A 24,815-nucleotide genomic window follows, 5' to 3' on the forward strand; every position below is an offset into this window, starting at 1 on the left:
AGCCCCATTACGCCTGAAGGAAACCGCACCATGAACCACGACGTCATCATCACCTGCGCACTCACCGGTGCTGGCGACACGACCGCCAAGAGCCCGCACGTGCCGGTCACCCCGAAACAGATCGCCGCTGCCGCAGTAGAGGCGGCCAAGGCCGGCGCCACGGTGGTGCACTGCCATGTGCGCGACCCACAGACCGGCAAGTTCAGCCGTGACGTGGCGCTGTACCGCGAAGTAATGGAGCGCATCCGCGAGGCTGACGTCGACATCATCGTCAACCTCACCGCCGGCATGGGCGGTGACCTCGAAATCGGTGCTGGCGAGCACCCGATGGAGTTCGGCCCGAACACCGATCTGGTCGGCCCGCTGACCCGTCTGGCTCACGTTGAAGAACTGCTGCCGGAAATCTGCACCCTCGATTGCGGCACGCTGAACTTCGGCGACGGCGACACCATTTACGTCTCGACGCCGGCGCAACTGCGCGCCGGCGCCAAGCGCATCACCGAGCTGGGGGTGAAGGCCGAACTGGAAATTTTCGACACCGGCCACCTGTGGTTCGCCAAGCAGATGATCAAGGAAGGCTTGCTCGACAACCCGCTGTTCCAGCTGTGCCTGGGCATCCCGTGGGGCGCTCCGGCCGACACCACCACCATGAAAGCCATGGTCGACAACCTGCCCGCCGACGCGGTGTGGGCCGGGTTCGGCATCGGCCGCATGCAGATGCCGATGGCCGCGCAAGCGGTGCTGCTCGGCGGCAACGTGCGGGTCGGCCTGGAAGACAACCTGTGGCTGGACAAGGGTGTGCTGGCGACCAACGGCCAACTGGTCGAACGCGCCACCGAGATCCTCAGCCGCCTCGGCGCCCGGGTGCTGACCCCGGCTGAGGGGCGCAAGAAGATGTGCCTGACCCAGCGCGGCTAAATCTCAGCCCCAAAAATGGGCCCCGACTGCCCCCCAATTTCACCTGTAGGAGCTGCCGCAGGCTGCGATCTTTTGATCTTGCTTCAAACAATCAAAGTCAAAAGATCGCAGCCTTCGGCAGCTCCTACAGGAAACACCTTTTTCAGGGAGTTCCTATGAGTTTTATCACCGACATCAAAACCTTCGCCGCCCTCGGCAGCGGTGTCATCGGCAGCGGCTGGGTCGCGCGTGCCCTCGCCCACGGCCTCGACGTGGTGGCCTGGGACCCGGCGCCGGGTGCCGAAGCGGCGCTGCGCAAACGCGTGGCCAACGCCTGGGGCGCACTGGAGAAAAACGGTCTGGCGCCGGGTGCATCGCAGGATCGTCTGCGTTTTGTCGCGACCATCGAGGAATGCGTGCGCGATGCCGACTTCATCCAGGAAAGTGCTCCGGAACGCCTTGAGCTGAAACTGGAACTGCACAGCAAAATCAGCGCGGCGGCCAAACCCGATGCGCTGATCGGCTCCAGCACTTCCGGCCTGTTGCCGAGCGAGTTCTACGAGAGTTCGACCCACCCTGAACGCTGCGTGGTCGGTCACCCGTTCAATCCGGTTTACCTGCTGCCGCTGGTGGAAGTGGTCGGTGGCAAGCACACCGCGCCCGAGGCCGTGCAAGCGGCGATGAAAGTCTACGAATCCCTCGGCATGCGCCCGCTGCATGTGCGCAAGGAAGTGCCGGGATTCATCGCTGACCGTCTGCTCGAAGCGCTTTGGCGTGAGGCGTTGCATCTGGTCAACGACGGCGTGGCGACCACTGGCGAGATCGACGACGCGATCCGTTTTGGCGCCGGGCTGCGCTGGTCGTTCATGGGCACGTTCCTGACCTATACGCTGGCCGGTGGCGACGCGGGGATGCGCCACTTCATGTCGCAGTTCGGCCCGGCGTTGCAGTTGCCGTGGACGTATCTGCCGGCACCGGAGCTGACTGACAAGCTGATTGACGATGTGGTCGATGGCACCAGCGATCAGCTCGGCCGCCACAGCATTTCGGCGCTGGAGCGCTATCGTGATGACTGCCTGCTGGCGGTGCTGGAGGCGGTGAAGACCACCAAGGAAAAGCACGGGATGAGTTTCAGCGAGTAATCCTTGCTCAGCAGTTCCGACCCCTTCGCGAGCAGGCTCGCTCCCACAGGTCACTGCATTCAAGTGTGGGAGCGAGCCTGCTCGCGAAGACGGCAGTCCAGACACCCTCAATGGAACAGACAGCATGCCCACCCTCACCACCTACCAAACCACCATCATCCCCGACTGGGTCGACTACAACGGCCACCTGCGCGACGCCTTCTACTTGCTGATCTTCAGCTACGCCACGGACGCCCTGATGGATCGTCTCGGCATGGACAGTAACAACCGCGAGGCCAGCGGCCACTCACTGTTCACCCTGGAACTGCACCTGAATTATCTGCACGAAGTGAAGCTCGACGCCGAGGTCGAAGTGCGCACGCAGATCATCGGTCACGACAGTAAACGCCTGCACCTCTATCACAGCCTGCACTTGGCCGGCGACGACAAGGAACTGGCCGGCAATGAGCAGATGCTGCTGCACGTCGACCTCGCCGGCCCACGCTCGGCACCGTTCACCGCCGATACCCTGAGCCGTCTGCAAGCCATCGTCGCCGAGCAAGTCGATCTGCCCGCCCCGGCTTACATCGGCCGCGTCATCGCCCTGCCACCCGCCCGGTAATCCGCCCACGCTAGGAGCCAACATGAACACCGCTGCCGCTGTTGCCGATTTCCGCAGTTATCCGTTGATCAGCGCGCTGAGCGGCGTGCAGAACCTGACGGATCGCGTTTCGCTGGCCTGGGCTGATGGCCGTGTCAGCCCGTTTCACCATGTCTGGTTGCGGGACAACTGCCCGTGTGAACAGTGCGTCTATACCGTCACCCGCGAGCAGGTATTCGAGATCGTCGATGCCGCGCCGGATCTGGCTCCCGTCAACGCGCACATCGACAGCGACGGCTGTCTGCAGATCGACTGGCAGGACGGCCACCACAGTCGCTTCGATCCGGGCTGGCTGCGGGCCCACGCCTATGACGACGAGTCCCGCGCCGAACGCCTGGCAGCCAAACCCCAGCCCTATCTGTGGCGCAGCAATTTGCAGCTACCGGTATTCGACTATTCAGCGCTGATGAACGACAACGGCGCGCTGCTGCAATGGTTGATCGCGGTACGCGACATCGGCCTGACCCAAGTGCGCGGCGTGCCCACCGAACCGGGTTCGCTGAAGCTGATCGCCCAGCGCATTTCGTTCATCCGCGAGAGCAACTTCGGCGTGCTGTTCAACGTGCAGTCCAAGGCCGATGCCGACAGCAACGCCTACACCGCTTTCAACCTGCCATTGCACACCGACTTGCCGACTCGCGAGCTGCAACCAGGGCTGCAATTTCTGCATTGCCTGGTGAATGACGCCGAAGGTGGCGAAAGTATTTTTGTCGACGGTTTCGCGATTGCCGACGCGTTGCGTCAGGAGGCACCGGAGTTGTTTCAGGCGCTGTGCGAAATCCCCGTGGAGTTTCGCAACAAGGACCGCCACAGCGACTATCGTTGCCTGGCGCCGATCATTGCGCTGGATGCGCTGGGCCGGGTGGCGGAGGTTCGCATGGCGAACTTTCTGCGCGGTGCATTTGATACATCGGTGGAGCAAATGCCGCTGCTGTACCGGGCCTATCGGCGCTTGATTGCGATGACCCGTGAGCCACGTTTTCGCCTGATGCAGCGACTCAATCCGGGTGAACTGTGGTGCTTCGATAATCGCCGCACGCTGCATGCGCGCAATGCGTTTGACCCGGCCACCGGGGCGCGGCATTTCCAGGGCTGCTACATCGATCGGGATGAGTTGTTGTCGCGGATTCTGGTGTTGCAACGCTAGACCGCTAAAAGCAAAAGATCGCAGCCTCCGGCAGCTCCTACAGGGGATCGCATTTCAACTGTAGGAGCTGCTGGAGGCTGCGATCTTTTGACTTTCATAAAATTAAAAAAAGCCCCGATACAAGCCGTGACAGGATCGGGGCAGAGGGTACTGTGAGGAGCTGCCAGTCGAGGGTGACCAAACCGTCTGTAGCGAGCTGAGGCCAGTGTGCCCACTCCCCTTGGCACTGAGTTAGCCGAAAACGACCTGTTCATAGCCGTCGCGGCCACTGCGACAAATCACCCTTGCCGTGCCTGCGCATGCCCACCAGAATCGAGCCACGACCTCCATTGCCGAAGAAGGAAGCGCGCCATGATGTATGCCGATTTGATCGATCAGGAAGACTTGTTGGGCCAGCTCAAGGCATTGGGGTTTCAGGTGCCGAGCGGCTCCACAGCGGAGCAGGCCTGCGAGTGTGCGGTGCGTGGTCTGGACAATGTTCGCGCGTTTGAATTGCGCAAGATGGTCAAGGACATGTACACCAGCGGCGCCAGTATCCAGCCTGCGGTGCGTCAGGCGATCGACAAACAGTTGTTGCCGGCATTGGCGGATTACCAGCAAAGCCATAGCGCCTGACAGAAGATCAAAAGATCGCAGCCTGCGGCAGCTCCTACAGTTGAAATGCGATCNTCCCCTGTAGGAGCTGCCGCAGGCTGCGATCTTTTGCTTTACAGCCTTACGCTGGCAAACGTCGACTCATTGCGCGCCTGACTCAACGCCGACATCGGCCCCGACAGCGGCGACATCACGATGGCCTGCGGCAGCGGCAGCATCGCCACTTGCTGCGTGGTGTTGGAGCCTACGCGTTCGTCACGTGGCGGAATGCCGAAGTATTCGCGGTAGCATTTGGAGAAGTGCGGCGTCGACACGAAACCACACACCGAGGCCACTTCGATGATCGACATCGGCGTCTGCTTGAGCAGTTGCCGGGCGCGGATCAGGCGCAGCTTGAGGTAGTAACGCGACGGCGAGCAGTGCAGGTATTTCTGGAACAGCCGCTCCAGCTGTCGACGCGACACGGCGACGTAGACCGCCAGTTCGTCGAGGTCGATCGGCTCTTCGAGGTTGGCCTCCATCAGCGCGACAATTTCCTGCAGCTTCGGCTGGTTGGTGCCGAGCATGTGCTTGAGCGGCACGCGCTGGTGATCCTGCTCGTTGCGGATGCGCTCGTAGACGAACATTTCCGAGATCGCGGCGGACAACTCGCGACCGTGATCGCGGCTGATCAGGTGCAGCATCATGTCCAATGGCGCGGTACCACCGGAACTTGTGAAACGGTTACGGTCGAGGGTGAACAAGCGAGTGCTCATCGCCACACGCGGGAAAGCTTCCTGCATCGCCGCCAGACATTCCCAGTGCACGCTGCAATCGAAACCGTCGAGCAGACCGGCGCAAGCCAAGGCCCAGCTGCCGGTGCACACCGCGCCCAGCCGCTTGGACTGACGCGCCTGGCTCTGCAGCCATGACACGTGCTCGCGGGTCACGGTACGTTGAATGCCGATCCCGCCGCAGACGATCACGGTGTCCAGGGGCGGGGCTTTGTGCATGGAGGCATCGGGGGTGATTTGCAGACCGTCACTGGCCCACACCTGGCCGCCATCGACGGTCAGGGTGCTCCAGCGATACAGCTCACGACCGGACAATTGGTTGGCCATGCGCAGGGGTTCGACTGCGGAGGCCAGAGAAATCAGCGTGAAATTGTCCAGCAGCAGAAAGCCGATGGATTGAGGCGCACGGTTCTGGGGTTGGGCCCCGGAGTTGAACGACGTCATCGCGGTATCTCCTCACACAAAGCGGGTGATGGCCTCAGGCGGAGGCTCTTGTTATTGCCGGCGTTCTCACGTGGGAGACGGGCTTTGTTATGACAGAGCAAATGCCATGCCTAAAATTGAATGGCCGTTCAATAACTCCTGAAAACGACGTCGCGACGTGTCTATTCAAGACGTCGGCCAACAGCTGTTTCGAAGTGCCATCAGCGGCGGTGAGCGCCCTGCCCCGCTGCCTGTGAGCAGATCGGTAGCACTTGTGGGAACTGGCCTGCGCGCAGTTTGTGGGGAGTGTCACCGCAGGCACGGGTGACGGACGGTAGGGAGTGCGAATGGCGCACTGCGAGTGGGAAAAGCTCTTATCTGATTGCGACGCGCTAAAAGGTGGCGTGATTTGATCAGCGTGTGCACTTGGTGAGCAGTTTTGACTGGTCTGGCGCTTCCAAATCAAACATAAACCCTGTGGCGAGGGGATTTATCCCCGATCGGCTGCGCAGCAGCCGTAAAACCATTCAGCGCGGTGTGTCAGGCAACACTCGATGGCAGGATTTGGGGCCGCTTCGCAGCCCATCGGGGATAAATCCCCTCGCCACAGGACATCTCGGTCTCAGCACTCAACCGCGCTAACGGCCAAACCACCACGCGAGGTCTCTTTATATTTGTCATGCATATCCGCGCCGGTATCGCGCATGGTGCGGATCACCCGGTCCAGCGAGATGAAGTGCTGACCATCGCCGCGCAAGGCCATCTGCGCCGCGTTGATCGCTTTCACCGCCGCAATCGCATTGCGTTCGATGCACGGCACCTGCACCAGTCCACCGACCGGATCGCAGGTCAGGCCGAGGTTATGTTCCAGACCGATTTCCGCCGCGTTGCACAGTTGCTCCGGCGTCGCGCCCAAAATCTCTGCCAGACCCGCTGCCGCCATCGCGCAGGCCGAACCCACTTCACCCTGGCAGCCGACTTCGGCACCGGAGATCGAGGCGTTCTTCTTGCACAGAATCCCCACCGCCGCCGCACCCAGAAAGTAGTCGACAACGTTGGCGTCGGTGACCGCTTCGCTGAACTTCATAAAGTAGTGCAACACCGCCGGAATGATCCCCGCCGCGCCATTGGTCGGCGCCGTGACCATACGCCCGCCCGCGGCGTTTTCTTCGTTGACCGCCAAGGCGAACAGGTTGACCCATTCCATCGCGCTCAACGTCGAACCGATCACGTTGGGCTTGTTCAATTCCTGCAGGTTGCGATGCAACTTCGCCGCACGCCGACGCACATTCAAACCACCGGGGAGGATGCCTTCGTGCTTGAGGCCCTGCTCGACGCAATCCTGCATCGCCCGCCACAGCTTCATCAGCCCGGCGCGGATTTCTTCTTCGCTGCGCCAGACCTTTTCGTTGGCCATCATCAATTCGGCGACGCGCAGATTGTTCTTTTGGCACAGCTGCAGCAGTTCCACCGCGCTGGAAAAGTCATAGGGCAATTCAGTGCGATCCAGATCGACCACACCGCTGGATGCCTGCGCCTGATCCACCACGAATCCGCCGCCGACCGAATAGTAGGTGTCGCGATGAATCTCGCCGTGATCGCCTTCGGCAATCAGGGTCATGGCGTTGGGGTGGAACGGCAGGTTCTCGTCGATCAGGCGCATGTCGCGCGCCCAGACAAACGGCACCGACAAACGGCCGTCCAGAAGAAGCGTGTGGGTTTCACGCAGGGCCTGGATTCGCGGGCCAATCTGCGACGGGTCGATTGCGTCCGGCCACTCGCCCATCAGGCCCATGATCACTGCGTTGTCGCTGCCGTGGCCGATACCGGTGGCCGACAGCGAACCGAACAGTTGCACTTCTATACGCCGCACCTGTTCGAGCAGGTGCCGGTCGCGCAGCGATTCGACAAACAGGGCCGCGGCGCGCATCGGGCCGACGGTGTGGGAACTGGACGGGCCGATGCCGATTTTGAACAGGTCGAAAACGCTGATAGCCATTGCTGCAGAGCTCCTGAGGATGCCGTTCCCGGGCGTTAAGCGCCCGCTGGCGGAGCTGCTACGCTCAAGCTGCGATCCGCCGGAATGCCCGCATCATCAGGCTTTTGTCAGGTCGCCCGGCGTCTGACACCGACGCACTCATGCCCACCAACGCCGTGCCGGTTTCCTCCCCTGTTTCCGCCGTTTTTATGCGGTTCAGATGGCCAAACGGGGTAGAAAAAAGCTGTAAACGACGTCACTGACACTGGATGCGACCATCCCTGTACTGGATACGACCCACCCTGTAGGCGTCAGATTTTCACTGGTACATGATCGTTATGACTCGATTGCAAGGCGCCGTGGTAGAGCTGTCTCCAGAACGCCATCCAACCGCAACCTATAAGTGCGGTGGTCCACAGTCGGAACACTGCCAAAAAAAACACCAAGGAGTCCATCCATGAAAGGTTCCCCGTCGTTGTTGTTGGCCGCCATGCTGAGTCTGCCGTTACTGGCTCACGCTGCAGAACCCGCTCAGTGCAGTACCGTGAACTTCTCCGATGTCGGCTGGACCGACATCACCGCTACCACCGCCACCACTTCGGTGGTGCTCGACGCCCTCGGCTACAAGACCAAGACCACCATGATCTCCGTGCCCGTGACCTACAAGTCGCTGGCCGACGGCAAGAACATGGACGTGTTCCTCGGTAACTGGATGCCGACCATGGAAAACGACATCAAGGCCTACCGCGATGCCGGCACCGTCGAAGTGGTGCGCACCAACCTCAAGGGTGCCAAGTACACCCTCGCCGTACCGCAAGCCCTGTACGACAAGGGTCTGCATGACTTCGCCGATATCGCCAAATTCAAGAAAGAGCTCGACGGCAAGATCTACGGCATCGAGCCCGGCAATGACGGTAACCGCCTGATCCAGAGCATGATCGACAAGAACGCTTTCGGCCTGAAGGACGCCGGTTTCAAAGTCGTCGAATCGTCCGAAGCGGGCATGCTCTCGCAGGTTGACCGCGCACAGAAACGCGACACCGCCGTGGTCTTCCTCGGCTGGGCGCCGCACCCGATGAACAAGCGCTTCAAGATTCAATACCTGACCGGCGGCGATGACTTCTTCGGCCCCGATTTCGGTGCTGCGACCGTGGCGACCAACACCCGCAAGGGTTACACCACTGAATGCAGCAACGTCGGTCAGTTGCTGAAGAACCTGGAGTTCACCGTCGACATGGAAAGTACCCTGATGGGCAACATCCTCGACGACAAGATGAAGCCTGAAGCGGCCGCCAAGGCCTGGCTGAAAAAGAACCCACAGGTGCTCGATACCTGGCTCGCTGGCGTGACCACCATTGACGGTAAACCTGGCCTGGAAGCCGTGAAAGCCAAGCTCGCACAGTAATTGCCTTACGCCGGGCGAGTTCGCTCGCCCGGGCTGTTTATTCCTTGCATGCGGACGTTCACTACCATGCTGATTGATCAGAAAATCCCTTTAGGCCAGTACATCGCGGGCTTCGTTGAATGGTTGACGCAACACGGCGCCAGCACCTTCGACGCAATCGCCGTGACACTGGAAACGATGATCCACGGCGTGACGTTTGCGCTGACCTGGTTCAACCCGCTGGTGCTGATCGGCCTCATCGCCCTGCTGGCCCACTTCATCCAGCGCAAATGGGGGCTGACGGTGTTCGTCATCGCCTCGTTCCTGCTGATCCTCAATCTGGGTTACTGGCAGGAAACCATGGAAACCCTCGCCCAGGTCATGTTCGCGACCCTGGTCTGCGTGGTCATCGGCGTGCCGCTGGGCATCGTCGCCGCGCACAAGCCGATGTTCTACACTTTAATGCGTCCGGTACTCGATCTGATGCAGACCGTACCGACCTTCGTTTACCTCATTCCTACCCTGACCCTCTTCGGGCTGGGTGTGGTGCCGGGCCTGATCTCCACGGTGGTGTTCGCCATCGCTGCGCCGATCCGCCTGACCTACCTGGGCATCCGCGATGTCCCGCAAGAACTGATGGACGCCGGCAAGGCCTTCGGCTGCTCGCGTCGCCAATTGCTTTCACGGATCGAACTGCCTCACGCCATGCCGAGCATCGCGGCCGGCATCACCCAGTGCATCATGCTGTCGCTGTCGATGGTGGTGATCGCGGCACTGGTGGGCGCCGACGGACTCGGCAAACCGGTGGTCAACGCACTGAACACTGCTGATATCGCCCTGGGCTTCGAAGCGGGCCTGGCGATCGTACTGCTGGCGATCATGCTCGACCGTATCTGCAAACAACCCGACGCCAAAGCAGGGGGTGACGCATGAGCATAATTCGCTTCGATAACGTTGACGTGATCTTCACCAAGGATCCGCGCGAAGCACTGAAACTGCTCGATCAAGGTTTGACCCGCAGTGAGATCCTGAAAAAGACCGGGCAGATCGTTGGCGTGGAAAAGGCCAGCCTGGACATCAACAAAGGCGAGATCTGCGTGCTGATGGGCCTGTCCGGCTCCGGCAAGTCGAGCCTGCTGCGCTGCATCAACGGCCTCAACACCGTCAGTCGCGGCAAGCTGTTCGTCGAGCACGAAGGCAAGCAGATCGACATCGCTTCCTGCACCCCGGCCGAGCTGAAAATGATGCGCACCAAACGCATCGCCATGGTGTTCCAGAAGTTCGCCCTGATGCCGTGGCTGACGGTGCGCGAGAACATCAGTTTCGGTCTGGAAATGCAGGGCCGACCGGAAAAGGAACGGCGCAAGCTGGTGGACGACAAGCTCGAACTGGTGGGCCTGACCCAATGGCGCAACAAGAAGCCCGATGAACTCTCCGGCGGCATGCAACAGCGGGTCGGTCTGGCCCGGGCGCTGGCGATGGACGCCGACATTCTGTTGATGGACGAACCGTTCTCGGCACTCGACCCGCTGATCCGTCAGGGTCTGCAGGACGAACTGCTGGAACTGCAACGCAAGCTGAGCAAGACCATCGTGTTTGTCAGTCACGACCTCGACGAGGCGCTCAAACTGGGGAGCCGCATCGCGATCATGAAAGACGGCCGGATCATCCAGTACAGCGTGCCGGAAGAGATCGTGCTGAACCCGGCGGACGACTATGTGCGCACCTTCGTGGCCCACACCAATCCGCTCAACGTGCTCTGCGGTCGCAGCCTGATGCGCACGCTGGACAACTGCAAACGCATCAACGGTTCGGTGTGCCTCGACCCGGGCGGCGACTCGTGGCTGGACCTGGCCGAAGGCAACACCATCAAGGGCGCGCGGCAGAACGGTTCGGTGCTGAACCTGCAGAACTGGGCACCGGGCCAGGCCGTGGAAGGTCTGGAGCGCAAACCGACGCTGGTGGACTCGAACATCGGCATGCGTGACGCGCTGCAGATTCGCTACCAGACCGGCAACAAACTGGTGCTGCACGACAACAACCATGTGGTGGGGATTCTTGGCGACAGTGAGCTGTATCACGCGTTGCTGGGCAAGAACCTGGGGTAAGAACCCCGGACACAAAAACGCCGCGAGAGGATCGCGGCGTTTTTGTTTGAAGAGCAAAAGATCGCAGCCTTCGGCAGCTCCTACAGGGGGAATGCGATCCATTTAGGAGCTGCCGAAGGCTGCGATCTTTCAAAGGAACAACGCGGTGCTTCAGACTGAAACACCGCGCACTTGCTGTTTAGCTATACACCCGGCCAAGGAGCTGCCGATGGCTTTCAAACTGATCGAGCACATCGCGTGTGATCTGATCCTGCGTGAAGCCCATCAGGTCGTAGTCCTGGCTGCCGTTGTGCAGGTACACCTCGGCACGGTAATAGCGCTGGCGCGCCTCATCGGACTGGGCCGATTCGGTCGGGGTCGCCAGGTAGCCGTCCAGGCTCACTTCATAGACGAAAGGATTGCCCTCTTCCATCTCGACACGCACGCCCATGCAGCGCTTGGATTTGCCCAGCAGCGTCTGCACTTCCAGACCCTGTGCACGCATTTGCGCGGCAGCGTCTTCCAGCGCAGGGCTGACCTGCTTGTCCATGAAGCGCTGCACCACCGATTGGCTCGGCTGCAGATCCAGCTGCGTCAGACGCTCGCTGAAACCACGACGACCGCGCTCAGCCAGTTGCGCCTGCTCCTGTTCGATCTGCACGTCCTGACGCATCGCCTTGTGCAGGCCGAACATGAAGAACACCAGCACCACCGAGAACGGCAGACCGGCCAGCACCACCATGGTTTGCATGGCTTCGAAGTTACCGGCGAACAGCAGACCGATAGTCACCAGCGTGATCACCACCGACCAGAAGATGCGCAGCCAGTGCGGCGCGTCTTCATCGACGTTGCCGCCCTTGCAGGACAGATTCGCCATCATCACCGCGCCGGAGTCGGCCGGGGTCAGGAACAGCACGAAGCCAACAAAGATCGACACACCGATGACGACTTTCGACGCCGGGTAGTGTTCCAGCAACTGGTAGATCGCCATCGACGGCTGTTCCAGCGCCGTCTTGCCGAGTTCCACCGCGCCCTGGTTCATCACCAGATCCAGTGCCGAGTTACCGAAGATCGACAGCCACGCCAGGGTGAAACCCAGCGGAATCAGCAGCACGCCAGCCACCAGCTCACGCACGGTACGACCACGGGAAATACGCGCGATGAACATGCCTACGAATGGCGCCCAGGAAATCCACCAGGCCCAGTAGAACAGGGTCCACAGGCCCAGCCAACGGTCGGACTTGGCGCTGTCGCCTTCATAGACGTACAGGTCGAAGGTCTTCAGCACCACGCCGTTGAGGTAATCGCCGATGTTCTGCACGAAGCCGTTGAGCAGGTGCAGGGTCGGGCCGAACAACAGGACGAAAATCAGCAGACCGCTGAACAGCACGATGTTCAGGTTGGACAGACGACGGATGCCGTTTTCCACACCGGACACGGCAGCGATGGTCGCCACGGTGCTCATCACGATGATCACGATCAGCAGGTTGGTGTTGCTGTGCTCCATGCCGAACAGGTTTTCCAGGCCGGAGGACACTTGCAGCGAGCCGATCCCCAGGTTGGTCACCAGACCCAGCAGGGTCACGAACATGCCGAAGCCGTCCACTGCGTGTCCGGCAGCGCCTTTGACCCAACGCTCGCCGACCAGCGGATACAGCGCCGAACGCAGGGCCAGGGGCTGGTTATGACGGTAAGCAAAGTACGCCACGGCCAGACCGACCAGTGCGTAGATCGCCCAGCCGTGCAGGCCCCAGTGCAGGAACGTCAGTTGCACCGCCTGACGCGCGGCCAGGTTGGTGGCCGCTGCGCCTTCCGGCGGATTGAAGTAATGGTCCAGCGGCTCGGAGGCGCCGAAATACAGCAGCGAAATACCGATACCCGACGAGAACAGCATCCCCGCCCAGGCGCCGTAACTGAAATCCGGGGTATCGTCCTTGCTGCCCAGTTTGAGTTTGCCGTAGGAGGAAAACGCCAGGCCCACCACAAACACCAGGTAGGCGGCGATCACCACCATGTAGTACCAGCCGAAGCTGCGCGACAACCAGGCCTGAGCCATACCCAACATTCTGCCGGCCTCTTGCGGGGCGATGATCAGAATGGCGGTCAACAACAGAATCAGCGCGGTCGAGGTGTAAAACACCCAACCGTTGACCGTCACCTTCTCGGGCGGGGTCTTTATAAGCGAGGCAGAACTCATGGCACAAATGCTCCAGGCAGTGCGAGAGAAGAACACAAGGCAACACGGAACCCGACCAATCGGTTAGTTGGCAGCCGACCGGCGGGTGATATAAAGACACCCCGAAAAAAGCCCGAACCTGCCGAAATGGCGTTGCGAATCGCTTTCGTGGCCGAAGCTGTGCGGACGTTCATCCGAAACCTGGCCCCGAGCGTCTTGCCCATTCAACACGTCCATCGAATAGCGAACCGCGCCATGCCCCACGCAGGCTTCAAGGATTTTCGGAGGTCGTTTTATCGCCATTTACAAGCAGAAAAAATCTGTAGGCAGCGACGATTTGTCGCAGATCTTATTCTTTGTTGATTGAACGTTCAATCAAAACAAAATAGACTGGCCCTCAATCCGATCGGCGTTTATCGCCCGTCGGAAGGCCTAAGGAGATGTGCAAGATGCCCAAGGTCGGTATGCAACCCATCCGCCGCCAACAACTGATCGAAGCCACGTTGCAGGCGGTCGATCAGGTCGGTATGGGGGACGCCAGCATTGCGCTGATCGCCCGTTTGGCCGGTGTCTCGAATGGCATCATCAGTCACTATTTTCAGGACAAGAACGGCCTGATTGCCGCCACGATGCGGTATCTGATGAATGTCCTCAGCGAGAACGTCACCGCGCGCCGGCAGGCGCTGGCAGACAGCAGCCCACGGGCGCATCTGCAGGTGATCATCGAAGGCAACTTCGACGCCAGCCAGGTCAATGGCCCGGCAATGAAAACCTGGCTGGCCTTCTGGGCCACCAGCATGCACCAGCCGTCTTTGCACAGGTTGCAGCGGATCAACGATCACCGTCTGTATTCCAACCTGTGCTGCGAGTTCCGCCGTGTGTTGCCGCTCGAAGATGCGCGCAGCGCCGCGCGTGGACTGGCAGCGTTGATCGACGGTTTGTGGTTGCGCGGCGCGCTGTCGGGAGACGCTTTCGACACCGCGCAGGCGCAACAGATCGCTTACGAATACATGGATTTCCAATTGGCCAAGCAGGTGAGCCAGAGCACACAGAAAACGCTCGGTACCTGAACCGCCACCGCAGTTTCAGCGCGGTGGTCGACGCCAACCACTAATGCACTTGCGAGGACACTATGGCCCGTTTCGAACTGCAAAAACTCTACATCGATGGCGCGTACTCCGACGCTGGCAGCGATGCCACTTTCGAAGCCATCAACCCGGCGAACGGTGAAGTCCTCGCCAAAGTGCAACGTGCGACCAAGGAAGACGTCGAGCGTGCTGTGGTCAGCGCTGAAAAGGGCCAGAAAATCTGGGCCGCGATGACCGCCATGGAGCGTTCGCGCATCCTGCGTCGCGCCGTCGACATCCTGCGCGAGCGCAACGATGAACTGGCTGCTCTGGAAACCCTGGACACCGGCAAAGCCTTCTCCGAAACCAAGTACGTCGACATCGTCACCGGTGCCGACGTGCTGGAATACTACGCAGGCCTGGTGCCGGCGATCGAAGGCGAGCAGATTCCGCTGCGCGACACTTCCTTCGTCTACACTCGTCGCGAACCGCTGGGCGTGGTCGCCGGTATCGGCGCGTGGAACTACCCGATCCAGATCGCGCTGTGGAAATCCGCACCCGCCCTGGCCGCTGGTAACGCGATGATCTTCAAGCCAAGCGAAGTCACTTCGCTGACCACCCTGAAACTGGCCGAGATCTACACCGAAGCCGGCCTGCCAAACGGCGTGTTCAACGTCCTGACCGGCAGCGGCCGTGAAGTCGGCACCTGGCTGACCGAGCACCCGCGCATCGAGAAAGTTTCCTTCACCGGCGGCACCGACACCGGCAAGAAAGTCATGGCCAGCGCTTCGGCTTCGTCGCTGAAAGACGTGACCATGGAACTGGGCGGCAAGTCGCCGCTGATCATCTGCGACGACGCCGACCTGGATCGCGCCGCCGACACCGCAATGATGGCCAACTTCTACAGCTCCGGTCAGGTCTGCACCAACGGCACTCGCGTATTCGTACCGAGCCACCTGAAAGCCGCGTTCGAAGCAAAGATTGTCGAGCGCGTCGCGCGCATCCGCATCGGCAACCCGGAAGACGAAAACACCAACTTCGGCCCACTGGTTAGCTTCGCCCACATGGAAAGCGTGCTGGGTTACATCGCCAAGGGTAAAGAAGAAGGTGCTCGCGTGCTGTGCGGCGGCGAGCGTCTGACCAACGGCGAATTCGCCAAAGGCGCCTTCGTTGCACCGACCGTGTTCACCGATTGCACCGACGAGATGACCATCGTCCGTGAAGAAATCTTTGGCCCGGTGATGGCGATCCTCTCCTACGAGACCGAGGAAGAAGTGATCCGCCGCGCCAACGACACCGACTTCGGCCTGGCCGCCGGTATCGTCACCAAAGACCTGAACCGCGCACACCGCGTGATTCATCAACTGGAAGCCGGTATCTGCTGGATCAACGCCTGGGGCGAGTCCGACGCAAAAATGCCGGTGGGCGGTTACAAGCAGTCGGGCGTGGGCCGCGAAAACGGCATCAGCTCGCTGACCAACTACACACGTATCAAATCGGTACAGGTCGAGCTGGGCGATTACGTCTCGGTGTTCTGATCTGACTCAGAGTCTGGATGGGGCCTTTGTGGTGAGGGGATTCATCCCCGACGGGCTGCGAAGCAGCCCCCATCCAGACCCTGCAACTCTCCAGACAGAACTCATTCGCTGGCTTTACGACTGCTGCGCAGCCGGTCGGGGATAAATCCCCTCACCACAGAGGATTCTCTCCTCACCACTGGTTTTGCAGCGTCCCGGCGATCTTGACCTGACCAACCTCTAAGAGGGTGCATTCAATGTCCCAAGAATTCGATTACATCATCATCGGTGCCGGCTCGGCCGGTAACACCCTGGCGACCCGTCTGACTGAAGACGAAGGCGTCACCGTGCTGCTGCTCGAAGCAGGCGGCCCGGACTATCGTTTCGACTTCCGCACGCAAATGCCGGCCGCGCTGGCATTCCCGCTGCAGGGTCGTCGCTACAACTGGGCCTACGAAACCGATCCGGAGCCACACATGGACGGTCGCCGGATGGAATGCGGTCGCGGCAAAGGCCTCGGCGGCTCCTCGCTGATCAACGGCATGTGCTACATCCGTGGCAACGCGATGGACTACGACGGCTGGGCGAAGTTGCCAGGCCTGGAAGACTGGACCTACCTCGACTGCCTGCCGTACTTCCGTAAAGCGGAAACCCGTGACATCGGCCCGAACGATTACCACGGTGGCGACGGCCCGGTCAGCGTGACCACGCCGAAAGCCGGCAACAACCCGCTGTTCCACGCCATGGTTGAAGCCGGCGTGCAGGCCGGTTACCCGCGCACCGAAGACTTGAACGGCTACCAGCAGGAAGGCTTCGGCCCGATGGACCGCACCGTGACGCCAAACGGCCGTCGTGCTTCCACTGCCCGTGGCTACCTCGACGTCGCCAAAAAACGCTCGACCCTGACCATCGTCACCCACGCCCTGACCGACAAGATTCTGTTCGAAGGCAAGCGCGCGGTCGGCGTGCGTTATCTGGTCGGCTCGGCGGAAGAGCGCGTTGAAGCCAAAGCACGCAAAGAAGTTCTGCTGTGCTCCGGCGCCATCGCTTCGCCGCAGATTCTGCAGCGCTCCGGCGTCGGCCCGGCGAAACTGCTGGAAAGCCTCGACATCCCGGTCGTCCATGACCTGCCGGGCGTCGGTGAAAACCTGCAGGATCACCTTGAGCTGTACCTGCAATACGCTTGCACCCAACCGGTCTCGCTGTACCCGTCGCTGCTCTGGTACAACCAGCCAGCCATCGGTGCCGAGTGGCTGTTCAACGGCACCGGCATCGGCGCCAGCAACCAGTTCGAAGCCGGCGGTTTCATCCGTACGCGCGAAGAGTTCGAATGGCCGAACATCCAGTACCACTTCCTGCCGGTGGCGATTAACTACAACGGCAGCAACGGTGTGAAAGAGCACGGTTTCCAGGCACACATGGGTTCCATGCGTTCGCCGAGCCGTGGCCGCATCCAGGTCAAATCCAAGGACCCGCGTCAGCACCCGAGCATCCTGTTCAACTACATGGCCACCGAGCAGGACTGGCAGGAATTCCGTGACGGCATCCGCCTGACCCGTGAAATCATGCAACAGCCTGCGCTGGACGCCTTCCGTGGCCGCGAAATCAGCCCGGGCATCGACGTGCAAACCGATGAGCAACTGGACAAGTTCATCCGCGAGCACGCCGAAACCGCGTTCCACCCGTCCTGCTCGTGCAAGATGGGCACCGACGAGATGGCGGTTGTGGATGGCGAAGGCCGCGTGCACGGCATGCAGAGCCTGCGAGTGGTCGATGCTTCGATCATGCCGATCATCACCACCGGTAACCTGAATGCGCCGACGATCATGATGGCCGAGAAAATCGCCGACAAGATCCGTGGCCGCCAGCCACTGCCGCGCAGCAACGCGCCGTACTATGTCGCTGGCGATGCGCCGGTGAAAGGCAAGGCGCTGCGTGATGTAACGCCTGCCGCTCACTGACAACCAACTGGCGCCGCCACAAAAACCGCCACCTCTTTCAGAGGCTGGCGGTTTTTTTTATTTAACCCTCCCTACTATTTAAAAGTGCAACTTCGACCGAACAAAACTCGCAATACTTACCAACTTTACCTCTCGATCAAACACACTAGAATGCGCGCCTCCAAAGTACGAACCAAGGAAGAACAATGCCATTCAACTACGCAAATGAGAACATGTCCGCCAGCTTCTTTCGGCACGCATTATCTAAAGAAAAAACCATCACGTTGGACTTCGGCTATTTAAGCGGCGTTATCGAGTCGTGGTGGCAAAAGAACAAGAATCAAAACCTACACACCCTAAAAATACAACTTACAAATTTATTCATTAATTATCTCCACCCAGAAGACACCCTCTACTTTGACCAGGTCGGCACCCACAAAGGCATTGCCGCGGTGTGTATCAGAAATATTTTCAGCATTGACTGCCCTGCATTGGCCCTCACCGTCCATGAGGCGCTGGCTGACCTGTTCCACTTGACTGATATCAAGTACGAATACGAAGACCATAAAGCGCTGTACATGAAACCCTCCGCTGAAAAGTATCGGGAATGGGGTAATGGTTACGGTGACATCACCCAGCATTCAGATGATTTGTATGAAAGCCTGGACGTTGACTATCTTGCACTCACGGTGTGTCGGGACACGACTCGCACGCCGACCGCCTATTACTTTCCAGCCGACTTGCTGTTATCACTTGATGATGAAGAAATTCAAACCTTACTTGGCATGCAGGCGATTTTCATTTCAGGTAAAAACGTCAGCGGCTCGAAAGAGCGCGTTCGAAATGTCGTTGAATACAGTGAACTGTATGGCTACCGGTTTTCACTTGATTTCCGTATCGACATTCACAGCGGCGAGCGAATGCGTGCATTCAACGGCGGTCAAGAGGTGTTGGACAAGATCCGCGCAGGGCTACCCACTGCCAAGTGCAATGTCTCCACAGCGCAGACCGGCACGTTCCTGATCGTTGCCAATAACAAGATATTGCATGCTCGCCCCACTCTGAATATCAGCGCCGATGAGGTTCGCTCGCAAGCCGCAACTTCGACGTTGACCACTACGCCACGCTTGTTGTTTCGCAGCAAAGGGCCTCGCAAGCAGTATTACTCGCTGGACGAAAAGCACGCAGTCCGAGGAGCGGCTTGATGAAGGGCTGCCAGTCGTCATCCGACTCGACCTTCGCGCAGACACTCAAGGCGGGAGGGCGCGACGCTATCACCTTCGGCATCGCGTTCATTTTTCTGTATTTATCAATCGGAATGGTGGGCGCTGCTCAAGCGCTGACATTGAGTCAGACAATGGCAACGACCCTGTTGATTTTTTCGACACCGTTACAGTTTCTACTCATACAAAACTACAACGACGGATGGTTACTGCTCCCGATCATTCTGGCACTCAACGCCCGATTCGTTTTGCTTTCAGCGACGTTGGCACCGTACCTCAAGCAGACGTCGACGCGTAAGACTCTCGCGTCATTGATACTGCTGACACCCTCGATCTTCACGGCCTGCATAACGCGCTTCAAGCACAAGACGAGTTTCCCGTTCGCATATTTTGTTGGCGTAGGCGCCCCCATCTTCGCCTTGTCGATCATCTGCACTTACGTCGGCTTTATCGCCGGCGCAGATTTTGCGTCACCGACCGTTGCAGCCGCCATGACGATGCTCTTGCCACTTCAGTTCACTGCGCTGGCCGGCAAACACTGGCCGCACTACATGGAGGTCTCCAGCTACTGGCTAGGCTTCATCGGTGCCCCTTTGCTGGTGTTGCTCTTCAAGGACTACAGCTTGCTGATTACGCCCTTTGTGATCGGCGGCATGCTCGTAATGATTGAAAATATCCGTATTCGCCAAGGAACGGCTTCGCAATGACTCTCTGGATGCTGATCGGCTTTGCCGCAATCACGGCTTTTGCATTTCGTGCATTACCGTTTGCTTTCAAAAACACCACGGCGCTGGCGCGCACCGACGGTTCTTTTTACCGCTTCGTCAGCTACAGCGCCCAGGCGATGTTGGGAGTGATCATTTATGACACGGCATTTGCCAGGCTCGACGGTCCGAGCCTGGTGCAACAGTTTCAGATTCTGGACGCACTGAAACTGCTGCTCTTAGTCGGAACATTTGCCGTAGTGGCCAGAACCCGAAAAATTCTGCCGGGTTTCTTTGCCAGCCTGCTGATTTACGTACTTGCATTCGCCTATTTGAATAACTGAAGTTTTACCGCAGAACCGGCCAGGGGCCCTTGGACACACTTGCTCAAGCACGCCCCTTTTGCCTGACGGGATGACTGCCACTCACAGAATAGTTTTCCCTCCCGGGCGCCACCCTTGATACTCCCCCCCGCGCAGGCCTACTCTAGTCCTCGTCTGATCGCTTCATCCCTCCCGCCGAATCCGCTGCGCCGCTACTCCCATAACAAGGAGGTTCCCTGATGTTCGATTTCCACCCCCAGCTCAAGCAGCGCTTCGCTGCCTTGCGCACGGGCGCCGAGTTTTTTTCCTTGCGGTATGTACGCGAGTCCGGCCAGTACCTGTCGGTGCGCAAGAATGTCGCCGAACCGCCGAGCCTGAGCCGTGACGAGGGTGCGATGCTCACAGTGCGGGTCAACGGCGTCGAGGCTTACGCGGCGACCAACGACCTGTCGCAGCAAGGTCTGCAAGCCGCCCTGGAGCGCGCCGAACAGCAGGCCCGTCGGCTCAAGCCCCACGCCTTGCTCGACCTGCGCGATCAGCCGGTATCCAGTGACCGCGCTGATTACTTTTCGCCCAATCTCGATCAACCCTTCCCGTCCCTGAGCGAATGCTTCGAGCTGCTCGGCGCGGAATCCGCCGCGGTGCCAAAGGATGAGCGCCTGGTGCATTGGCAAGCGAGCATCGGCATCACCCACGTCGAACAGATTTACCTGAGCAGTGCCGGCGCCGAATTGCGCCAGGCCCAGCGCTTCGTTTATCCAAGTTTCGATGTCACTGCCTACGACGGCCACGACAGCCAGACCCGCTCCCTGGGCCGCGAGAACTTCGGTCAGCAGGGTGGCGCCGATGTGATCAGCCGTTGCGGTCTGGTCGGCGCCGGCCCGCAAGTGGCCGATCAGGCCCTGCAACTGCTGCTCGCGCCAAATACCCCGCAAGGCCCGCGCGATCTGTTGCTGATGCCCGATCAGATGATGCTGCAGATTCACGAGTCGATCGGTCACCCGCTGGAGCTTGACCGGATCCTCGGTGACGAGCGCAATTACGCCGGCACCAGCTTCGTCAAAACCAGCGACTTCGGCAGCCTGCAATACGGTTCGAAGCTGCTCAACGTGACCTTCGACCCGGACATTCCCGAAGAGCTGGCCAGTTACGGCCACGATGACGACGGCAGCAAGGCCAGCAAACAATTCCTGATTCGCCAAGGCTTGCTGTTGCGGCCATTGGGCGGCGCACTGTCGCAGTTCCGCGCCGGCCTCGACGGCGTTGCCAACAGCCGCGCCTGCGGCTGGAACCGGCCGCCGATCGACCGCATGGCCAACCTCAACATCGAGCCGGGCGATCAGTCGCTGACGCAACTGATCAGCGGCATCGAGCACGGCATTCTGATGAGCACCAACCGTTCGTGGTCGATTGACGATGCGCGCAACAAATTCCAGTTCGGTTGCGAGTGGGGGCAGTTGATCGAGAACGGTGAACTCAAGGGTGTGGTGAAAAATCCGAATTACCGAGGTATTTCCGCGCAGTTCTGGAAGAGTCTGCGCGCGGTCGGCGATGCCGGCACCCGTAAGGTGCTGGGCACGCCAAACTGCGGCAAGGGCGAGCCGAATCAGGTGATCCGCGTCGGCCACGCTTCGCCGGCCTGCGTATTCAGCAACGTAGATGTGTTTGGGGGAGACGCCTGATGAGCATTTCGAAGAGTCAGTCCGACGCCTTCAAGATCATGGTCAATTGGCTGCGCGACAGCGTGCGCGAGCCGGAACAATTCACCCTCAGCTATGCCGCGGAATCCTCGGCGTTCGTGCGCTTCAACCACGCCAAGGTGCGTCAGGCCGGTCAGGTGCAGCAGGCCGATGTCGGGTTGAAGCTGATCAACGATGGCCGCCATGCCGACCTGCACATCACCCTGTCCGGTGATCAGGAGGCCGATCTGCAACGCCTCGCCGAAGGCCTGCAACAACTGCGCGAAACCCTGCCGCTGCTGCCACAGGATCCGTACCTGCTGCTCAACCACAACGGCTGGCAGAGCAACAACGTGCAGCAACATCCGCTGCCGGACACCGAGCAAGTGGTCGAGGAAATCTGCACCGCGGCTGAAGGTCTGGATCTGGTCGGCTTCTATGCTGCCGGCCCGATCAGCCGTGGTTTCGCCAGCTCCTCGGGAGCGTTTGGCTGGCATCAGGCCAACAGCTTCAACTTCGACTTCAGCCTGTTCCACGAAAACGGCGAAGCGGTCAAGGCCAGCTACGCCGGGCACGAATGGAGCAGCGAAGGCTTCGCCCGGCGCTTCCAGCAGGCGCGCGAGCAACTGGCGTTCCTCGGTCGACCGTTGCGCACCCTCGCACCGGGGCAATACCGGGCGTATCTGGCGCCAGCCGCGCTGGAAGAAATCATGGGCATGCTCAGCTGGGGCGGTTTTTCCGCACAGTCGATCGCCAGCAAGAGCAGTCCGCTGCAGAAGCTGTATGTCGGTGATCAGGCGTTCAGTCCGCTGGTGTCGCTGGATGAGCAAGTCAGCGGTTCGTTGAGCCCGGCGTTCTCCGGCGAAGGCTACCCGCGCAGCGATCTGCGGCTGGTCATCGAAGGCAAGGCCGGCGATCAACTGGTCGGCTCGCGCAGTGCCGCCGAATACGGCCTGACCGCCAACGGCGCCGGCGGCGGTGAAATGCCGAGTGCACTGAACATGGCCGCCGGTGACCTGTCACAGGCAGAGATCCTCAAGCAGTTAGGCACCGGGCTGTACATCAGCAACCTGTGGTACCTGAACTACTCGGATCAACCGGCGGCGCGCCTGACCGGCATGACCCGCTTCGCAACTTTCTGGGTCGAGAACGGCGAAATTCAGGCGCCGGTCAGCACCATGCGCTTCGACGACAGCGCCTACAGCCTGCTGGGTTCGCAGTTGGAAGCGTTGACCGCCGAGCGTGAGTTGCTGCTGTCGGCGAGCACGTATAGCCAGCGCAATACGTCGTCGGCGTTGCTGCCGGGGGCGCTGGTGAGCCGATTGACCTTGACCCTGTAACTGAAAACCTCCAGTACCCCCAAGGATCAAGTGCTGGAGTGGACCCTGTGGCGAGGGGATTTATCCCCGATGGGTCGCGTAGCGGCCCCGCTTTTAAAATCAAATGCAGGGGACTGCTGCGCAGTCCATCGGGGATAAATCCCCTCACCACAGGGTTTCTTCACGACAAGCCATTTGGATTAACCACCCACCCGAGGTTCCATGCCCACACGCCCGCCTCTCGACGCCATCACCGCCCGCTGGTTGCCGTGGGTCGTCGCCATTGCGTTCTTCATGCAGTCCCTCGACGGGACCATTCTCAACACCGCCCTGCCGGCCATGGCCCGGGATCTGGCCGAAGACCCGTTGCGCATGCAAGGCGTGGTCATCGCCTACATGCTCACCGTGGCCTTGCTGATTCCGGCCTCGGGCTGGATCGCCGACCGCTTTGGCACCAAGAAAATCTTCTTCGGCGCGATCCTGCTGTTCAGCATTGGCTCGCTGCTCTGTGCGTTATCGAGCACTCTGACCATGCTGGTTGGCGCGCGTGTGATCCAAGGCCTGGGCGGCGCATTGATGTTGCCGGTCGGACGGCTGGTGGTGCTGCGTGCCTATCCGCGTTCGGAACTGGTGCGGATCATGGGCTTCATCACCATTCCCGGCCTGCTCGGCCCGTTGATCGGTCCGACCATGGGCGGCTGGATGGTGCAATACCTGACGTGGCACTGGATCTTCCTGATCAACCTGCCGGTCGGTGTTCTCGGCTGCTACGCGGTGTGGAAATTCATCCCCGACCTGCGCGGTACTGAACGCACGCGCTTCGATAGCCTCGGTTTCCTGCTGTTCGGCGCTGCAATGATCCTGATCACCATCGCCATGGAAGGTCTGGGCGAATTGCACTTGCCGCATCTGCGGGTGATGTTGCTGCTGTTCGGCGGTCTGGCCTGTCTGGCGGCGTACTGGCTGCGCGCCGGGCGTGTCGAGAATCCGCTGTTCGCCCCTTCGCTGTTCAAGACCAGGACTTTCGCGGTAGGAATTATCGGCAACCTGTTCGCCCGCCTGGGCAGCGGCGCCCTGCCGTTTCTGGTGCCGTTGCTGCTGCAAGTGGCGCTGGGTTATTCACCGTCGCAAGCGGGGATGAGCATGCTGCCGCTGGCCGCTGCGGCGATGTTTGCCAAGTGGATGGCGCGACCGCTGATCGAACGCCTCGGCTATCGCATCGTGCTCACCGGCAACACCCTCGCGCTGGGGATCATGCTGGCGAGCATGGGCCTGGTCAGCGAGCAGACGCCTTATTGGCTGCTGCTGTGCCTGCTGGCGGTTCTCGGCGCGATCAACTCGCTGCAATTCACCGCGATGAACACCGTGACGCTGATCGACCTCGACGACGCCAGCGCCAGCAGCGGCAACAGCTTGCTGTCGGTGGTGGCGCAGTTGTCGCTGAGCCTGGGCGTGGCCTGTGCCGGCGCCTTGCTGGGCGGATTTACGGCGGAGATTGGCAACGATGGCGTCGAGACCGTACTGGGCGCGTTCCAGCTGACGTTTGTCACGGTCGGAATCATGGCGATGCTGGCAGCGACGATCTTCTCGCAACTGTCGAAAGAGGACGGCCGCCGGGTCAAACGCCCGGATGAACATCCGGATGAGCACATCGAACACTGAACAAACAGTGAATGCTTTTGTGGCGAGGGAGCTTGCTCCCGCTGGACTGCGCAGCAGTCCCCCGCTTTATGAGCTGAAGAGCGGGGCCGCTTCGCGCCCCAGCGGAAGCAAGCTCCCTCGCCACAGTTGAATCTCTTCCC

The 24,815-nt window shown here is 60.3% G+C and carries 20 protein-coding genes; 17 read left to right on the top strand and 3 right to left on the bottom strand.

The genetic code is table 11. The features are described 5' to 3' along the window. Positions 1-30 precede the first annotated feature (30 nt). The 5 genes from ACTJKS_RS10790 (at position 31) to ACTJKS_RS10810 (ending at position 4,441) form a co-directional block, all read left to right on the top strand. The gene (locus ACTJKS_RS10790) at positions 31-918 is read left to right on the top strand and encodes a 3-keto-5-aminohexanoate cleavage protein (protein ID WP_262948164.1); all 888 of its coding nucleotides are present in this window, start codon (positions 31-33) and stop codon (positions 916-918) included. A 155-nt stretch (positions 919-1,073) separates the two neighbouring features. Next, entirely contained in the window at positions 1,074-2,039 is a 966-nt protein-coding gene (locus ACTJKS_RS10795; protein WP_262948163.1) for an L-carnitine dehydrogenase, read from the top strand. Between the two features lie 124 nt (positions 2,040-2,163). Further along, complete coding sequence (locus tag ACTJKS_RS10800) at positions 2,164-2,640, top strand: thioesterase family protein (RefSeq protein WP_086793591.1); 477 nt, start codon at positions 2,164-2,166, stop codon at positions 2,638-2,640. A 22-nt stretch (positions 2,641-2,662) separates the two neighbouring features. Next, positions 2,663-3,826, top strand: a complete 1,164-nt coding sequence (locus tag ACTJKS_RS10805) for a gamma-butyrobetaine dioxygenase (protein ID WP_262948162.1) — start codon at positions 2,663-2,665, stop codon at positions 3,824-3,826. A 351-nt stretch (positions 3,827-4,177) separates the two neighbouring features. Beyond that, entirely contained in the window at positions 4,178-4,441 is a 264-nt protein-coding gene (locus ACTJKS_RS10810; protein ID WP_007962640.1) for a hypothetical protein, read from the top strand. Positions 4,442-4,533: 92 nt separating this feature from the next. Here ACTJKS_RS10810 and ACTJKS_RS10815 read toward each other — a convergent pair whose 3' ends face one another. Both ACTJKS_RS10815 and ACTJKS_RS10820 read right to left on the bottom strand, forming a co-directional pair. Then, positions 4,534-5,637, bottom strand: coding sequence for a GlxA family transcriptional regulator (locus tag ACTJKS_RS10815; protein WP_007949927.1), 1,104 nt, complete (start codon positions 5,635-5,637; stop codon positions 4,534-4,536). Between the two features lie 601 nt (positions 5,638-6,238). Then, a complete protein-coding gene (locus ACTJKS_RS10820) occupies positions 6,239-7,615 on the bottom strand; it encodes an L-serine ammonia-lyase (protein ID WP_041063379.1) in 1,377 nt (458 codons plus the stop codon). Positions 7,616-8,051: 436 nt separating this feature from the next. Between ACTJKS_RS10820 and ACTJKS_RS10825 the strand changes: the two genes are divergently transcribed. From ACTJKS_RS10825 to choV, 3 genes are all read left to right on the top strand, one after another. Further along, positions 8,052-8,999 carry a choline ABC transporter substrate-binding protein gene (locus tag ACTJKS_RS10825; protein ID WP_041063381.1) on the top strand — a complete coding sequence of 316 codons (948 nt, stop codon included), beginning with the start codon at positions 8,052-8,054 and terminating at the stop codon, positions 8,997-8,999. A gap of 66 nt (positions 9,000-9,065) precedes the next feature. Then, positions 9,066-9,911, top strand: coding sequence for a choline ABC transporter permease subunit (choW, locus tag ACTJKS_RS10830; RefSeq protein ID WP_041063383.1), 846 nt, complete (start codon positions 9,066-9,068; stop codon positions 9,909-9,911). Continuing rightward, positions 9,908-11,086 (top strand): choline ABC transporter ATP-binding protein, encoded by a 1,179-nt coding sequence (choV, locus tag ACTJKS_RS10835; protein ID WP_041063385.1) that lies wholly within the window; start codon positions 9,908-9,910, stop codon positions 11,084-11,086. Before choW ends, choV begins: the two co-directional genes overlap by 4 nt. Positions 11,087-11,264: 178 nt before the next feature. Here choV and betT read toward each other — a convergent pair whose 3' ends face one another. Beyond that, entirely contained in the window at positions 11,265-13,262 is a 1,998-nt protein-coding gene (gene betT, locus ACTJKS_RS10840; protein WP_041063387.1) for a choline BCCT transporter BetT, read from the bottom strand. Between the two features lie 428 nt (positions 13,263-13,690). Between betT and betI the strand changes: the two genes are divergently transcribed. From betI to mdtD, 9 genes are all read left to right on the top strand, one after another. Next, positions 13,691-14,311: a transcriptional regulator BetI gene (gene betI, locus ACTJKS_RS10845; protein ID WP_041063389.1), complete on the top strand. Its 621-nt coding sequence runs from the start codon at positions 13,691-13,693 to the stop codon at positions 14,309-14,311. Positions 14,312-14,373: 62 nt separating this feature from the next. Then, entirely contained in the window at positions 14,374-15,846 is a 1,473-nt protein-coding gene (betB, locus tag ACTJKS_RS10850) for a betaine-aldehyde dehydrogenase (RefSeq protein ID WP_108184041.1), read from the top strand. Between the two features lie 236 nt (positions 15,847-16,082). Further along, entirely contained in the window at positions 16,083-17,786 is a 1,704-nt protein-coding gene (betA, locus tag ACTJKS_RS10855) for a choline dehydrogenase (protein WP_108184042.1), read from the top strand. A 185-nt stretch (positions 17,787-17,971) separates the two neighbouring features. Further along, positions 17,972-18,970 carry a hypothetical protein gene (locus tag ACTJKS_RS10860; protein ID WP_262948161.1) on the top strand — a complete coding sequence of 333 codons (999 nt, stop codon included), beginning with the start codon at positions 17,972-17,974 and terminating at the stop codon, positions 18,968-18,970. Further along, complete coding sequence (locus ACTJKS_RS10865) at positions 18,970-19,695, top strand: AzlC family ABC transporter permease (RefSeq protein WP_108184044.1); 726 nt, start codon at positions 18,970-18,972, stop codon at positions 19,693-19,695. The genes ACTJKS_RS10860 and ACTJKS_RS10865 overlap by 1 nt, the downstream gene beginning before the upstream one ends. Next, a complete protein-coding gene (locus tag ACTJKS_RS10870) occupies positions 19,692-20,036 on the top strand; it encodes an AzlD domain-containing protein (RefSeq protein WP_108184045.1) in 345 nt (114 codons plus the stop codon). Before ACTJKS_RS10865 ends, ACTJKS_RS10870 begins: the two co-directional genes overlap by 4 nt. Positions 20,037-20,254: 218 nt before the next feature. After that, entirely contained in the window at positions 20,255-21,697 is a 1,443-nt protein-coding gene (locus ACTJKS_RS10875; RefSeq protein WP_108184046.1) for a TldD/PmbA family protein, read from the top strand. Further along, positions 21,697-23,034, top strand: coding sequence for a TldD/PmbA family protein (locus ACTJKS_RS10880; protein ID WP_198759256.1), 1,338 nt, complete (start codon positions 21,697-21,699; stop codon positions 23,032-23,034). Before ACTJKS_RS10875 ends, ACTJKS_RS10880 begins: the two co-directional genes overlap by 1 nt. Positions 23,035-23,235: 201 nt before the next feature. Further along, positions 23,236-24,675, top strand: a complete 1,440-nt coding sequence (gene mdtD, locus ACTJKS_RS10885; protein ID WP_108184048.1) for a multidrug transporter subunit MdtD — start codon at positions 23,236-23,238, stop codon at positions 24,673-24,675. The last annotated feature ends 140 nt before the right edge of the window (positions 24,676-24,815 follow it).

The sequence above is a fragment of the Pseudomonas sp. 22189 genome, from assembly GCF_052045635.1.
In the GTDB taxonomy this organism is placed as follows: domain Bacteria; phylum Pseudomonadota; class Gammaproteobacteria; order Pseudomonadales; family Pseudomonadaceae; genus Aquipseudomonas; species Aquipseudomonas parakoreensis.

Coding starts and splice junctions, on each gene's coding strand:
- ACTJKS_RS10790 (WP_262948164.1), top strand. CDS start 31: ATGAACCACGACGTCATCATCACCTGCGCACTCACCGGTGCTGGCGAC.
- ACTJKS_RS10795 (WP_262948163.1), top strand. CDS start 1,074: ATGAGTTTTATCACCGACATCAAAACCTTCGCCGCCCTCGGCAGCGGT.
- ACTJKS_RS10800 (WP_086793591.1), top strand. CDS start 2,164: ATGCCCACCCTCACCACCTACCAAACCACCATCATCCCCGACTGGGTC.
- ACTJKS_RS10805 (WP_262948162.1), top strand. CDS start 2,663: ATGAACACCGCTGCCGCTGTTGCCGATTTCCGCAGTTATCCGTTGATC.
- ACTJKS_RS10810 (WP_007962640.1), top strand. CDS start 4,178: ATGATGTATGCCGATTTGATCGATCAGGAAGACTTGTTGGGCCAGCTC.
- ACTJKS_RS10815 (WP_007949927.1), bottom strand. CDS start 5,637: ATGACGTCGTTCAACTCCGGGGCCCAACCCCAGAACCGTGCGCCTCAA.
- ACTJKS_RS10820 (WP_041063379.1), bottom strand. CDS start 7,615: ATGGCTATCAGCGTTTTCGACCTGTTCAAAATCGGCATCGGCCCGTCC.
- ACTJKS_RS10825 (WP_041063381.1), top strand. CDS start 8,052: ATGAAAGGTTCCCCGTCGTTGTTGTTGGCCGCCATGCTGAGTCTGCCG.
- choW (WP_041063383.1), top strand. CDS start 9,066: ATGCTGATTGATCAGAAAATCCCTTTAGGCCAGTACATCGCGGGCTTC.
- choV (WP_041063385.1), top strand. CDS start 9,908: ATGAGCATAATTCGCTTCGATAACGTTGACGTGATCTTCACCAAGGAT.
- betT (WP_041063387.1), bottom strand. CDS start 13,262: ATGAGTTCTGCCTCGCTTATAAAGACCCCGCCCGAGAAGGTGACGGTC.
- betI (WP_041063389.1), top strand. CDS start 13,691: ATGCCCAAGGTCGGTATGCAACCCATCCGCCGCCAACAACTGATCGAA.
- betB (WP_108184041.1), top strand. CDS start 14,374: ATGGCCCGTTTCGAACTGCAAAAACTCTACATCGATGGCGCGTACTCC.
- betA (WP_108184042.1), top strand. CDS start 16,083: ATGTCCCAAGAATTCGATTACATCATCATCGGTGCCGGCTCGGCCGGT.
- ACTJKS_RS10860 (WP_262948161.1), top strand. CDS start 17,972: ATGCCATTCAACTACGCAAATGAGAACATGTCCGCCAGCTTCTTTCGG.
- ACTJKS_RS10865 (WP_108184044.1), top strand. CDS start 18,970: ATGAAGGGCTGCCAGTCGTCATCCGACTCGACCTTCGCGCAGACACTC.
- ACTJKS_RS10870 (WP_108184045.1), top strand. CDS start 19,692: ATGACTCTCTGGATGCTGATCGGCTTTGCCGCAATCACGGCTTTTGCA.
- ACTJKS_RS10875 (WP_108184046.1), top strand. CDS start 20,255: ATGTTCGATTTCCACCCCCAGCTCAAGCAGCGCTTCGCTGCCTTGCGC.
- ACTJKS_RS10880 (WP_198759256.1), top strand. CDS start 21,697: ATGAGCATTTCGAAGAGTCAGTCCGACGCCTTCAAGATCATGGTCAAT.
- mdtD (WP_108184048.1), top strand. CDS start 23,236: ATGCCCACACGCCCGCCTCTCGACGCCATCACCGCCCGCTGGTTGCCG.